The organism is Paenibacillus terrae HPL-003, from assembly GCF_000235585.1.
In the GTDB taxonomy this organism is placed as follows: Bacteria; Bacillota; Bacilli; order Paenibacillales; family Paenibacillaceae; genus Paenibacillus; species Paenibacillus terrae_B.
The window spans coordinates 1,924,636-1,938,874 of the sequence record NC_016641.1 but is presented as its reverse complement, the minus strand read 5'-3'; the positions used below and the strand labels follow the sequence as shown (position 1 = coordinate 1,938,874).

Annotated in this window: 12 protein-coding genes; 4 read left to right on the top strand and 8 right to left on the bottom strand. The window is 46.8% G+C overall.

The features are described 5' to 3' along the window. Positions 1 to 6: 6 nt before the first annotated feature. Together ppdK and HPL003_RS08875 are read right to left on the bottom strand one after the other, a co-directional pair. A complete protein-coding gene (ppdK, locus tag HPL003_RS08880; protein ID WP_014279297.1) occupies positions 7 to 2,679 on the bottom strand; it encodes a pyruvate, phosphate dikinase in 2,673 nt (890 codons plus the stop codon). Between the two features lie 295 nt (positions 2,680 to 2,974). Next, positions 2,975 to 3,532 (bottom strand): GNAT family N-acetyltransferase, encoded by a 558-nt coding sequence (locus tag HPL003_RS08875; RefSeq protein WP_014279296.1) that lies wholly within the window; start codon positions 3,530 to 3,532, stop codon positions 2,975 to 2,977. A gap of 479 nt (positions 3,533 to 4,011) precedes the next feature. Between HPL003_RS08875 and HPL003_RS08870 the strand changes: the two genes are divergently transcribed. From HPL003_RS08870 to HPL003_RS08845, 4 genes are all read left to right on the top strand, one after another. After that, positions 4,012 to 4,344 (top strand): hypothetical protein, encoded by a 333-nt coding sequence (locus tag HPL003_RS08870; RefSeq protein WP_014279295.1) that lies wholly within the window; start codon positions 4,012 to 4,014, stop codon positions 4,342 to 4,344. Continuing rightward, a complete protein-coding gene (locus HPL003_RS08865) occupies positions 4,296 to 4,511 on the top strand; it encodes a helix-turn-helix domain-containing protein (protein WP_238533459.1) in 216 nt (71 codons plus the stop codon). The genes HPL003_RS08870 and HPL003_RS08865 overlap by 49 nt, the downstream gene beginning before the upstream one ends. A 374-nt stretch (positions 4,512 to 4,885) precedes the next feature. Beyond that, positions 4,886 to 5,284: a hypothetical protein gene (locus HPL003_RS08860; protein WP_014279293.1), complete on the top strand. Its 399-nt coding sequence runs from the start codon at positions 4,886 to 4,888 to the stop codon at positions 5,282 to 5,284. A gap of 1,694 nt (positions 5,285 to 6,978) precedes the next feature. Further along, the gene (locus HPL003_RS08845) at positions 6,979 to 7,866 is read left to right on the top strand and encodes a copper amine oxidase N-terminal domain-containing protein (protein WP_014279290.1); all 888 of its coding nucleotides are present in this window, start codon (positions 6,979 to 6,981) and stop codon (positions 7,864 to 7,866) included. A 295-nt stretch (positions 7,867 to 8,161) separates the two neighbouring features. On the opposite strand, the gene HPL003_RS08840 is transcribed toward HPL003_RS08845, so the two are convergent. From HPL003_RS08840 to HPL003_RS08815, 6 genes are all read right to left on the bottom strand, one after another. Next, positions 8,162 to 8,620, bottom strand: coding sequence for a hypothetical protein (locus tag HPL003_RS08840; RefSeq protein ID WP_014279289.1), 459 nt, complete (start codon positions 8,618 to 8,620; stop codon positions 8,162 to 8,164). 48 nt (positions 8,621 to 8,668) lie between these two features. Continuing rightward, positions 8,669 to 9,652 (bottom strand): ABC transporter ATP-binding protein, encoded by a 984-nt coding sequence (locus HPL003_RS08835; RefSeq protein ID WP_043922340.1) that lies wholly within the window; start codon positions 9,650 to 9,652, stop codon positions 8,669 to 8,671. Beyond that, positions 9,633 to 10,661, bottom strand: a complete 1,029-nt coding sequence (locus HPL003_RS08830) for an ABC transporter ATP-binding protein (protein WP_014279287.1) — start codon at positions 10,659 to 10,661, stop codon at positions 9,633 to 9,635. Before HPL003_RS08830 ends, HPL003_RS08835 begins: the two co-directional genes overlap by 20 nt. Before the next feature lie 61 nt (positions 10,662 to 10,722). Continuing rightward, positions 10,723 to 11,568 carry an ABC transporter permease gene (locus HPL003_RS08825; RefSeq protein ID WP_014279286.1) on the bottom strand — a complete coding sequence of 282 codons (846 nt, stop codon included), beginning with the start codon at positions 11,566 to 11,568 and terminating at the stop codon, positions 10,723 to 10,725. Between the two features lie 4 nt (positions 11,569 to 11,572). Beyond that, the gene (locus tag HPL003_RS08820; protein WP_014279285.1) at positions 11,573 to 12,523 is read right to left on the bottom strand and encodes an ABC transporter permease; all 951 of its coding nucleotides are present in this window, start codon (positions 12,521 to 12,523) and stop codon (positions 11,573 to 11,575) included. Between the two features lie 73 nt (positions 12,524 to 12,596). Further along, entirely contained in the window at positions 12,597 to 14,216 is a 1,620-nt protein-coding gene (locus HPL003_RS08815) for an ABC transporter substrate-binding protein (RefSeq protein WP_014279284.1), read from the bottom strand. Between the last annotated feature and the right edge of the window lie 23 nt (positions 14,217 to 14,239).

Sequence of the window (14,239 nt, the reverse complement as noted above, 5' to 3'; positions counted from 1 at the left end):
CATCAGCTACAAAGCGGACAACGCTCCCTCAGGCTGCTCTGCTCTGACAAGCAAGGCGGCTTGGGCGGCGGCAATGCGAGCAAATGGCACCCGGTAGGGTGAGCAACTGACATAGTCCAGTCCACTGCGGTGACAAAAGAGAATAGACTCACTATCCCCGCCATGCTCACCACAGATACCTGTCTCCAGAAAAGGCTTTTTTGACCTGCCTTTGGCAACTGCCCATTCGATCAGCTTGCCTACGCCATCCTGATCCAACACCTGAAAAGGATTGCTTTCGAGAATATTCTGCTCCATATAGGAGCCGAGGAATTTACCTTCGGCATCATCCCGGCTGTAACCAAAGGTCATTTGTGTCAGATCATTGGTTCCAAAGGAGAAAAAGTCGGCGTACTGGGCCACGCTGTCTGCCAGCAGGGCGGCTCTTGGCACCTCAATCATGGTGCCCACCCGATACCTGAACCACTTAAACTCTTCGCTAAGCACCTGAGCTGCCACCTCATCGACCAGTTCTCTCATCTGCTTGAGTTCATTCGAATGGCCGACCAGTGGAATCATAATCCCTGGTCTCACATCCACGCCCCCGCGCAGTGCTGCTTCCGCGGCCTTAAAGATCGCTTCAACCTGCATATCGTATATCTCCGGAAACAGAATGCCCAGCCGGACACCGCGCAATCCCAGCATAGGGTTAATCTCCCGCAGGTCGTGCACCTTGGAGATAGTGCTTTTAAGACGTTGAAGCTCCTCCACATGGCCGCCGGAAAGCTCAAGCTCCCGCTGTTGCTCCTGAAGCTGCTCCAGATTCGGCAGAAACTCGTGCAACGGCGGGTCCAGCAGGCGGATGGTCATCGGTAAACCATCCATCGCACTAAACATAGCCTCAAAGTCGGATTGTTGCATTTGCAGCAGACGATTCAAATGAAGAACCCGCTCCTCCTGATCTTCGGCCAAAATCATCGCCTGAACGATAGGCAGCCGTTGGCCCGAGAAAAACATATGCTCTGTCCGGCACAGTCCGATGCCCTCAGCTCCAAATTCCCGAGCTTTGGCGGCGTCGAGTGGCGTATCCGCATTGGTGTAGACCTTCAACGTCCGAATTTCATCCGCAATCTCCAGCAGCTTCAGCAGCTCCGGTGTAATGACTGGCTCGTTGAGCGACAAACTGCCTTGGTACACCTGCCCAGAGGTCGAATCGATCGAAATATTTTCCCCTTCCTGAAAGGTCAGGTTACCGATGCTGACACTCCGACTGTCCAGATCAATGCTCAGCACGTCACAGCCGCAAATGCAGGGTTTACCCATGCCTCTCGCAACCACAGCGGCATGGCTGGTCATCCCCCCTCGACTTGTCAGCACGCCTTCGGCGGCAATGATCCCGTGAACATCGTCGGGCGAGGTCTCCACACTGACCAGAATGACCTTCTGTCCATCCTTCGTCCAGTTCTCTGCTGTATCCGCATCGAATACAATGCGCCCACTCGCTGCGCCGGGCGAGGCAGGCAGCCCTTGGGCAATCGCCACCAGCGGTGTGGAAGTATTAATGGAGCGATGCAGCAGTTGATCCATGTGGGACGGTTCGATCCGTTGGATAGCCTCCTCTTTGCTGATGATCCCTTCCTCCACCAGATCTACAGCTATTTTTACAGCCGCCTGCGCTGTTCTTTTGCCGCTTCGCGTTTGCAGCAGATACAGATGTCCTTTTTCAATCGTGAATTCGATATCCTGCATATCTCGGTAATGACGCTCTAACAAGGAAGCTAGCTCTTCCAGACGACCATAGACTAGCGGCTGCTCTTCCAAAAGTTGAGGAATTGGATTGGGCGTTCTTATTCCTGCCACGACGTCCTCTCCCTGAGCATTTACCATATACTCGCCGTACAGTTCATTCACACCTGTGGAGGGATTGCGGGTGAAGAGCACCCCAGTTCCACTGTCGTTGCCGAGGTTGCCAAACACCATGGCCTGAATGTTCACTGCTGTTCCTTGTTCATCCGGAATGCCATAAGCCTTCCGGTACACCTTGGCACGCATATTGTTCCAACTTCGAAACACAGCCTCTACTGCCAATTGCAATTGCTGATACACATCCTGTGGGAACGGCTGTCCGCTCTGCTGCTTGACAAGCTCTTTATACTGTGCGATCAGTTCCTTCCATTCTTCCGCGCTAACCTCCTGGTCACTGCCACGCCCATGGGTCTGCTTGCTCTGCTCCTGAAGCTGGTCAAAATGATTGGATTCGATACCCAGCACCACTTCGCCAAACATTTGAATAAATCTGCGGTAACAGTCATAGGCGAAGGTTTCATTACCCGTCTGCTCAGCCAATCCACGCACGGTTTCATCATTCAAGCCCAGATTCAGAATCGTGTCCATCATACCGGGCATTGAGGTTACCGAGCCTGAACGAACAGATACCAGCAAAGGCCGCTCCGTATCTCCGAATATAGCCGACTGGGCTTCCTCAACGTCGTGCAGGGCAATGACGATTTCTCCCAACAAACCCTCCGGGAGCTTGCCGCCGGAAGTAAAGTAGGCTCGACACGCCTCGGTAGTCACTGTAAAGCCGGGAGGGATCGGAAGACCCAGTGTCGTCATTTCCGCGAGATTGGCGCCTTTTCCTCCTAGTAGCGCTTTCATCCCCAACTTGCCTTCGTTAAATGAGTACACTCTTTTCAGCATTGAATTCATTCCCTCCACTTATAGAGATACCATGCCTGAACTGATCTATAGTTCTACTTAAAGTTGTAACACAAAGTAAGCGGTTATTTCAATATATAATACGTAATATATATTTATAATATTTGTTTATGACGTTTTAAATGGTGATGAAATCCATTTATAAAACACTTTAATCCGTGGTTAGCCGTATATTGGGATCATGTGGGGTGATTCTAAAAAAGCAAAAAAGGCCGCCCCACCGTCATCTTTGATGACCTCCGGGACAGCCCCTGTACTCAGTTCAGGCTTTATTTTCCTATACCTCTGTTAGCATCTTTTCAAAAATATTATAGCCACCCGTTTCACCTATATGCGTGTAGCCGCATTGTCTGTAAAACTGGCTAAGCTTGTCATTCCCCGCAATACAGTCTAATCGGATTCGGTCCTTGCCTGTGAAACGGATTCCCTTTTCAATCCATTGCACCAGTTCGCGGCCTAGTCCCTTCCCGGTATTATGGCGATCCACAACCAAACGGTGCAGGTATATTGCCGTTCCTCGCTCGGAATCCGCTTCATTTAATCCCCACAACTTACGGTCCCACGGACTGGGCTGCTGTTGCAAAATCATGGAGCCTGACAAGAGGTGCCCCTCTGATGTTCGGAAAATGATCACTTCTCCGCGCGAAATAGCTCCTCCCAGATTATGATCATCCTTTCCTTTCAATAAGTTGCCCCATTGAGTGGAACCCTTGCTGTGCAGCCATCTGGCAGTCTCTAGAATTAACTCCTGTACCTGCTCCTGATCCTCAGCGCCTGCCTGAAACGCGCGTAACTCAGGATTGACGACTGGATCGACAATTTGTAGTGTTGTCATGCTGCACCTCAACTCTCTTATCTCAGTATGTATGAAAACTATATCACAAAAACTCGTTTTTCCCATGTCTAGTCCACGTGTGAATTCGACTACCATAAATGCCCCCTTATTTTCACTTATCGTACATCCGGATAAATTCTGGCCCGTTCTGTCTACTAGGCCTTACAAACTTCACCCATTCTTTTTTAGCAACAGCGATCCCTTACGCTTGCCGGGCACAGTTCTTTTTCCGTTCCTGTTCGGCTCCCCATGCCAGCAATACTAAGGAATCGATCCTCCAACAGCTTCCCCATATCGCCTGGATCCTTCACGGAATTTCAGCAGCTTCTTCAAGGAAATCTCAAATAGTTCCAAAATAATTCAAAATTATATTATATTCGCTAAAAAAAGAAAGTTGATTCTATAAATTGGTTGTTATATTGATTTTGATAACTCCCTACCTTATGTGTACGCATATGAATATAAGGAGGAAATTTCCGATGGGTGCTATTGAAGATTATCGACGTGAGCTTTACAGAATTGCTTGGCGAATGCAATATCGTACAAAACGCGACCGAAAACGTGAAATTTCTTTAGAATCCAAGCCTAATCTCTTTCAATCCTCTTTTTCCGAAGAGTCTGATAACAAATTAATGGTGCAATCATATATTAATAGATTAAGGTCAGAGGTAAGCAAAAAAGTCATCTATGAAATTTACATAAAAGATAAAACGGAAGTCCAAGTTGCCAGGGAACTCCATATTACACAACAGGCGGTGAACAAATGGAAAAAGAAGGCGCTTCACGATTTATGTCAGATGATGAGTTTATGAAATTAGTAGCACTTGTCCAAACAAAATCCGATGTAGAGGCCATGAATGCAATTTTTCAATATTTCGATCAAGATATTAAGCGATTAAGTAAATTTATTCGTATGCAAAAAGAGGATGCCATCCAGAGTATGAAAACAGAACTTCTTGAGTTCATCATGAAAAAATAAAAAGGCCTTGGCGATAAGTTGCTTCCGGTGCCCTACCGGGAGCAGCTTATTTAGTTTTGCTGTGGTCGAGGTTGGGGTATACTCCTCAACTCTTCTTGCATAGAGGGGAATTTTCTTGATCCAGAAAAAATTTATGTTCAGGTTGTGTAGTTACAGCCCCCAACTCCTATATAAGTGTAGGGGATAATCGAGCAAAGTACATGAATCAGAAAAATTTATGTCTTCGCCATTTCCATGATTTGGTTGTAACTTGCAGCCTTAAATCACCTACATAAATGAAAGGGAATTGAAGACTGATATCAAAAAAATGTGGAGCCATTTAGATGTCAGCGACTCTATCAGTTCTCTTATAAAAAATCGGGAGGTAATAAATTATGGCACAAGTTCATTCTCAACACGCAACCTATCTTTCAAAAGATCAATTAAAGGAAATGATCGAACAATATGCTGGAAAATCCGCTTCGACATTAGGATACGCAATTGGTGCATTTGGTTATAAACTTTGTTCTAACGCCCTTAAAGCAAAAATTCCACCTGTGATTGTAGCATGGTTGGGGGCAATTACTACAGTTGTAGCTGGTGCAGCGCTTCTTAAGGATATTAACACCTATACTGAAAGACAGAATTTTGTAGGTTTGTTGCAAAATCTAGTCGATAATCCCAGACAATACACCCGATTCAAAGTAGTATCAACAATTTGGATGGAATGGCATGAAGGCCCGACAATGGGATACTACACTTACTATACGACAGTCTCCTATGAAGCAGTCTAAGCAGTTAATCATAAAAAAAGGGGCGGATCAATTCAAGGCCACTGAAAAACCACTTAATTTTTAGAAATTCAACATTTTTAGGGGGTCAAATATGATTCCCGGAACGCGAAACGAGCCTTAGAAGCGATTCTAGAGGCTCGTTTTTTTCTCGTATTTTATTGCAGAGACTTTTTCAGTGGCCTCGATCAATTCCGCCCTTTTTTTATGATTTCTTTAAAAGTTATGCCGCTGTAAATGAGGAAATAGGATTCTCCGATTAGAAAAAGCAACTTATGCATCCATGTTTCTTGTGACATAAAGATAAAAATGATAACTCCGAATGAAATTATAACCATAATCACTTCTACAATCGTATCAGTTATAATACTGGTCCTCTGATTATCCTGGTATTTTTGGTATATCGTCCTACCAACTAAGCGAATAGCGTATGAGCCCATTAACCAATCATAAATAAAAATTGATGGATGATATACAATTCGCAGCGTTAAGGTGGCCAAGAAACCTACCCAAATAAGGATAATTGGATAATAAGTCTTTAGCATAGTTTTCTCCCCTCACTGGTTTACAATTATTATACAATATTTGTATTCATATTCCATAAAATAAACACACATGTAACTATTCCATCGGTTTGATCCGTTTTTACAATGCGTTTCATACTCGGCTACGTATCGGTAAAAGGTTGTCTTCGGCATGCCCAATTCATTCATGGCTGCGACTCCGATAAGATCACCAGCTTTCCATTTTTCGTAAACCTGAGTATACTCCAGACTTGATTTTTTTGTGTCGGCCAAACTTTATCCCGTCCCTTTTAGCAACAGAACCCCCTCAAGCTTGCCCCCATGCCAGCATACAATTAGTCTTTAGTAGCTTCCCCATATCGCCCAGATCCTTCACGGAATTTCAGTGGATTTCGCCAGTAAATTGGAAATAGTTACAAAATAAATCAAAATTATTTTTTGCTAATATAAGAATTTTATCTCTGTATAGAAATTAGTACAGCTTGCCCAAACCAAATCCGACATATAAGCCATGAATGCAATTTTTTTCAATATTTCGATCAGGATATTAAACGATTAAGTAAATTTATCCTTATGCCAAAAAAAGATGCCGTCCAGAGCATGAAAACTAAACTCCTTGAGCTTATCGCAAAAAACAAAGAATCCTTGGCAATAAGCTGCTTCGGTCGCTCTACCGGAGACAGCTTATTTCACTTTTGCTGTGGTCGATGTTAATTGTACAATCGAATATACTCCTTAATTCGACTCTTCTCGTGCCTTGTACACAATTCCGAATAAATATCGGATAAAGCAGGTTTTTTTTCTTGATCCAGAAAAAAATTTATGTTCAGATTGTGTAGTTACAGCGCCCAACTCCTATATAAGTGTAGGGGATAATTCAACTATGCTCCATTGAGTACAAAATTAGATCCAGCATAAAATAAAATTCAAAAAAACAGGTAGCTCATGAATAAGAGCTTCCTGTTTTTTGCTTGCCGGGGTTGTATTGGTTCAAAGAAAGATCAGGAGCAAAGCAAGCGTGGTAGATACTATAAGAATAGGGATCATCACCAGTAAGAAGAATCACGGAATCGGTTCATTCAATCCATTTTATGGAATAAATATGAAATAGATGCAACTTTTCTCTTTTTTTATTCATCTATAACAACAAATACATTTACGGAGGTACAAACAATGAACTTCGTCTTAAAAATTGCATGTATATCTATTTTGAGCCTTACTTTAGGTACGGGAGCAGCACGAGCTTCTTCGGCACATGTTATCGTAAATAATTCAAGTATACCCTCTGAAGATGCTTATCAATCTCATGGGACTACGATGGTTCCATTAAATGCTGTTCAAAATTTACCTGGGGTATCCATTGCATGGAATAATACTACTAAGACAGTAGTAATAGACCGTAGCGGTAAAAAAACAATTTTGAAAGTTGGACAAAAAAATACAACCATTGGTTCAAAAAAAATAACATTGCCTGTTGCCACAACTTTGAGAAACGGACGGGTTATGGTCCCTCTGCGATTTATAGCCGATTCATCCGGTGCGTATGTCTCCTGGAATCCAAAATCCCAAACGGTCTATGTAGCAAAGGCAAGCAATGAAATAAAAAACAAATATACATCGGATAAGCTTAATGTATCCAGAGGAGCAGCAATCAAACTTCCTAAAGTTAGCAACTTGAAAGAATTTACACCCAAAGGGTACGAAAATCTGAACACAGACTATTATTTTCCTGAAGGCAAATCAGATTCGTTTTTCATTCAGGAAATGGATGTAATTTCTTACTATAAAATTAACAACGATCGGGTTGAATTAATATGGACGGCACACTCTGACTCAACCAAAAAGGAAAGCAATGGTCTATCATTTTTGCCTTATAAATTGTTAGAACAAGATGGTCAGAAACCTACGATTCAAAATCGAGTAGCCCATTTTAACTTCATGGCAACCATTGGAGAAATCAGTTACAGTTTCATTGATAATAATGGGAAGGAAATAAACCTAGGACAAAAACCAGTTGATCCAACAAATTTCTTTATTGATATCCCTGATGAACAAAAATAAATCAAAACGAACTATGCCTTTCTAGATACCGCACATAGGCATTATGAATAGCGTAGTGCACACAATCCCTCATACCTTCTAAATCCGATTCTCAACCTTTAACCTTGCTCCGTAGGTGGGTAAGAGCGAGAGCGTCTAAACCGCGGCACCTAGATCGACTTAGACACTCTCGTATCGGCCCAATTAGTTTCTAATAAAAACGAAAAAAAGTATTATCCAGAAAGGTTATATCTTATGGTAACATTTAATTACGGCCTTCCACTTCTCTTGATTTTGCAGAACGAACCCTACAAAATTACCTTTTGATCTGGGCAGCAGGCACAATCCGGTACAATCCCGCAACATCACCAGTCGCAGGAAGTAATTCCTGTATCGACCAACCAAGCGACAGCACACGCTCCAGCCGGTCATACTGGGCTTGCGTCAGTTCGGTCGTAACGGCTTCGCTTCCTTCCTCCAGTGACAGCTCAGGCTCCCGCCCAAACGCAGCGGCAATCCATGAACGGATGCCCCGTATCGTGTTGTACTTGATCTGATATCCGTCAGCTACGGCGCTTGCAAAAATCTCCGGCTCTTTGGACGCCAGCCCAGTGGCAAGCTCTGCATAATCAAAATCGGACTGTCCATCCGACGGCAGTTCATTGTGCTGCACCCGACGGATTAGCTCCTCATCAGACCAGCCTAATGCGCGTAAAGATTCCAGCATGAGCGCGTCCCATTGGGAAATACGTACTCTTTTCGTCGATTCAGTCATCGTTTTTCGCCTCCTTGTTGATCACGTACATCGTACACCAGCCTTAACCTAACGGTTAACCGGGTACGCTACATAATGGCCAGGGCTGATTTCACGCAGCTCAGTGGCACTCTCACCGTCCTTGTCCCATGCCAAAGAACCGTTTGGTTGGGCGATCCCCTCCCCAAAACCGTCCCGCTCTCCGACCGCTCTCGGGTCAGGCACGGGAATGGAGGACAACAGCGCCTGCGTATAAGGGTGAGCCGGCTGCTCATACAGCTCATCTGCATCAGCTACCTCTACCAATCGTCCATGGTACATTACTCCGATCCGATCTGAAATATGCCGCACCATCGACAAATCATGGGCGATGAACAGATACGTCAGCCCGAATTCCTGCTGGAGATCCTCCAGCGTGTTAATGACCTGCGCCTGGATAGACACATCCAGCGCTGAGATTGGCTCATCGCAGACGATGAACTCGGGATTCACGGATAAAGCACGCGCGATAGAAATACGCTGGCGTTGTCCGCCACTGAACTCATGCGAGTAGCGGTACAAATGCTCCCGCTTCAACCCTACCTTTTCAAGTAAAGCCACAACTGCGTCTTTACGCTCACTTCCTTGATGCAATCTATGGATGTCCATCGGCTCGCCAATCAGTTCAAGCACGTTCATACCCGGATTAAGAGAGGAATACGGGTCCTGAAAAATGCTCTGAATGCGCCGACGCAGCGGCTTGAGCTGCTTATCGTTCAGTTTGGAAATATCCTGACCGTCAAAGCGCACCATGCCTTCCGTATAATCGTATAACCGCGTCAGGCAGCGTCCAACCGTCGATTTACCGCTGCCCGACTCGCCGACCAGTCCGAACGTCTCACCACGCTTGATCTGGAAGCTCACGCCGTCAACTGCCTTGAGCACCTCGGAGCTGCGCCCTAACAGATCCTTGGCTGTTACAAAATGCTTCTTAAGCTGGTGTACCTCCACCAAGGGCTGACTTTCGCCCATTGCATTGCTCGCTTCACTCACGTTAACCCCTCCCTTCCGCATGGCCCGCTTCGGGCGTCTCGTAAACTCCGGCAGGCACAGCGTCCGGCCCGTTCAGCCAGCAGGCCGCCCGCTGATCCGGGCGAAGCTCCACCATTGGTGGCCGCTCTACACAGCGGGCAAAGGCATGAGGGCACCGTTCCATGAACGGACAGCCGGACGGCGGGTCCAGCAGGTCCGGCGGCGTGCCCTCAATCGGCACCAGCCGCTCGCGGAAGCCGTTCGTGCGCTGCGGTACAGAGCGCAGTAGGCCCTGCGTATACGGGTGGGCCGGACGATAAAAGATATCGTCCACGCGCCCCTCCTCCATCACCATGCCGCCGTACATCACGATGACACGGCTGCACACCTGGGCGACGACGCCCAAATCATGGGTGATCAGGGCAATCGCCATGTCGGATTGCTGCTTCAACGTCTTGAGCAGCTCCAGAATTTGCGCCTGGATCGTCACGTCCAGCGCTGTGGTCGGCTCGTCAGCAATCAGCAGCTCCGGGCTGCACGACAGCGCCATCGCGATCATTACCCGCTGACGCATCCCCCCGCTGAATTGATGCGGGTATTGGTTCATCCGGTGCTCCGGCTCGGTAATCCCCACCTGTCGCAGCAATTCCACTGCGGCTTTCGTAGCCGCCTCCTTGCTCAGTCCCCGGTGTCTGCGTATCACCTCGACCAGATGATAGCCGACCTTCTTGACCGGGTTCAGCGAGGTCATCGGGTCCTGAAAGACCATCGCAATCTGGTTCCCGCGTATTTTGCGCCATTGCTTTTCCGCTAGAGCCGTCAGACTTTCTCCCCGGTAGCGGATATCGCCATTCAGCCGTTTGCCCGGCGGGGCAATCATGGACATGATGGCTTTGGCTGTAACGCTTTTACCGCTACCGGATTCTCCTACGATTCCTATCGTTTCTCCAGCATCAATATGAAAGCTAACCCCTCGAACCGCCTGATTCTCCCCCTCACGAGTGAAAAAGGAAACCTCCAGTTGGTCGACAGACAGCAGATGTTCAGTCATTGTATTTTCGCTCCTTTCCGTCGCTCCTGGAGCCATTTGTAATGGGTCTTGTAGCTGTGAATCATCGTTTCACCAGCTTGGGTTCAAAGCCTACACGCAGCACATCCCCCAAAACATTAAAGCTCAGTACGGTCAATAAAATAAGCAGCCCCGGAAATAACGCCATATATGGCGCCTGTGCAATATATCCTTGGGCATTATTCAGCATACTGCCCCAAGTAGCGTTCGGCAGTTGCACACCAAAGCCGAGGAAGCTCAGTGATGATTCCATCATAATGGCTGAAGCGATATTATTCGTCGCCCCTACGATAATCACCGGAATCAGGTTGGGAACGATGTGCTTGAGAATAATGCCAAACGTACTTTGTCCCGAAGCTTTGGCGTACAGCACATATTCCCGTTCCCGCAACGTCATCGTCTCTGCCCGAACCACCCGGGCAATATTCATCCACATCAGCAGAGCGATAATGACAATAATATTGCCGACGCCCGGCTTCAAAAACACACTCAACAGCAAAATAACCAAAAAAGACGGAATCGACATGATCAGCTCCAAAATCCGCATGAGCAAATTATCAATCCATCCGCCGAAATAGCCGCTTACAATGCCTACTACTGCGCCAATACTGGTCGCAATAATCATGGATGCGAAGCCCACCAGCAAAGATACACGACCGCCGTACAGCGCCCTTGTAAAATAGTCTCGGCCGTAGTCATCCGTTCCAAACCAGTGTACCGCTCCTGGCGGTTGGAGTCGTTCCAGCACGTTCAGCTTGTTCGGGTCCTGCGGCGACAAAAAAGCGAAGATTGCCCCCAGCGAGAATACGATCAATATAATGAGGGCTGCGGCACCCATTTTGCTCGTCATCAGCTCGATCCCGATGTTGCGCCATTTGCTCCGATTCATGAGTTCACCTCGTTGATTTAATTCTCGGGTCCGCGATGCTGTATAAAATATCCGCTAGCAGATTGCCCAGGATCAGCAGCAGGGCGGAAAACAGTGTAATGCCCATGATAACGGGATAATCCATCCCTTTTACCGCCGTCATGCCCAGCGAGCCAATGCCCGGCCAGGAAAATACCGTCTCGGTCACAATGGCTCCGGCTACCAGATCTGCAACCGACATACCGAGCAGCGTAATGATAGGCAACAGCACATGCTTGAGCACATGCCGAAATAAAACCAGTCGTTTTCCAGACCCGAACGCATATTGAATCTGCACATATTCTTCCTTGAGCTGCGTTATTGTACTGGAACGGATATACCTCACATACACAGATAAAAACCCGAAGGCCAGTACAAAACACGGTAAAATCCCATGCTTGATCACATCGAGCGCCGAGTCCGTTCCAATGGTCCGCATCCCCGTACTTGGAAGCCAATGCAGATAAATAGCAAACAAATAAATAAGCAAAATGCCGAGCCAAAACAGCGGTACAGAAATCCCGATGTACGACATCAGGTTAATCAGCTTGTCGATCCAGCGGTTCCGGTTGGCCGCAGCCGTCAAGCCGAGTGGAATCGCAATCAGAACAGCCAGTATGATGGATGCGCCCATTAATCCAGCGGTAGCTGGGAGACGATCCAGAATTTGATCCAGTACAGGCTGGTGATTAATCAGCGAGTAGCCCAAATCACCTGTGAGACTTTTTTTGAGCCATAACATGTACTGCACATAAGCAGGCTGATCCAGCCCCAAGCTGTGCCTCATACGTTCGATATCTTCCAGATGCATATTCGGTGTAACAAAAGAGAGAACCGGATCACCTGGAGCCAGCTTGATCAGGCCGAAGCAGACGATGGATACGAAAAATAGCATCGGTATAACTTGCAGCAATCTTCTGGCGATGAGTTGTCTCATACGTTTCTCTTCCCCTTGCTGTTCTCGAAAAAAATAAGCTGGTTCTCCCAGCTTATTTTTTGAAAACCCTGTCTTATTTGTGATAAATTTTGGACAAATCTTCGAAAATTACGACCGGTTTCAGCACAGCCTGATCAATGCCGCCATACTGCTTGTCGAATGCTACAATCGTTTTGGTATAAGCAATCGGGTAGATAACTGCATCATCAGCCAAAATCTCCTGTACCTTTTTGTAGATTTCTCCACGTTTGGTCGTATCCGACTCCGCCGCGCCTTCTTCCATCAACTTATCCACTTCTTTGTTGGAATAATGCGAATAGTTGGAGGACGATCCGGTGCTGTACAAGATACGGTACGCATCCGGGTCATAACCCATGATATAGCCGCTGATCGCCAGATCGAAGTCCTTGGCATTCGTATCGACGAATTTTTGCGACCAAGCCGAGGAATCCATGCTGTTTACATCCAACTGAACGCCGATGTCCTTCAACTTCTGCTGAATGTACAGCGCTTGTGCCTCTTGCACCTTATTACCGCCCGGAATAATAATGCGCAGTTTCAGTCCTTCAGCTCCAGCCGATTTCAGTAGTTCCTTCGCCTTGTTCACATCATTATTGAAAAATGGAACATCATTCGTGTGATACAGCACGTCCTGTGTCAGTGCAGACTTCGCAGTATCCGCATAATCCTTGGAGCCATAAGATACCTGAATCAACTCATCCTGATTCAGCGCGTATGAGAGCGCCTGACGTACTTCTTTTTTATTCAGCTGCTTGGTATCGCTGTTTTCATTAAACATCAGGTAAGCCAAGCGGCCTTCACTATAAGGGTAAATATCGAACTTATCGGTCGCCTTAATCGTATCCACGTTTTGCGGGTCCAGATAGTTCACATTGATTTCGCCATTCTGGAGCGCCAAGCTCGCAGCATTCGAATCCTTCACGATTCGGTACGTCACAGAGTCCAGATGCGGCTTGCCACCAAAATAGTTATCAAACCGTTCCAGCGTCACGTACTCACCGGTTTTGTATTCTTTAAACTTGAACGGGCCGGAACCGACTGGAGTGTTGTTTTTCGTGCTTTTCTCAATATCCGCTTCGTTCTCGAAAATATGCTTCGGAATCGGGGATACCTGTACCAGCGCCGCTTCAAAAGCAGGAGCTGCCTGCGGAAGCTTGAAATCCACCGTTGTATCATCAACCTTGCTCACCTGAACCGGCTTGCCGTTGATCATAAAATTACTTCTCAAAAAGCTGTGCTGCTTCTCGTCCAAAATTTTATTAATCGTGAAAACCACATCGTCAGCCGTCAGCTTTTGACCATCATGCCAAGTCAGATTCTTTTTCAGCTTCAGCGTGTACGTCAGCTTGTCCGTCGAAGGAGTCAGGCTATCTGCCAAATAGAATGTCTTCTTGCCATTATTCACCTGAAACAAAGGCGCGAATATCGCCTGATCTATCGTCAGACTCACCCGATCCCCCGCATAGTTCGGGTTCAGCACCACCGGATCGGCTTGTACACCGATGATCAGACTGCCGCCATCCTTTGGTTGCCCGTTATCCGCTGTTGTAGCATTCGTATTCGCTGCACTTTCGTTTGTCGCAGACGAAGAACCGGGATTCCCGCCAGAGCAGGCACTTACCACCAACATTAATATGATTAATACAAATACACCAGTCCAATTACGACGCATGTCTCTAGCCTCCGAGTTCTCTA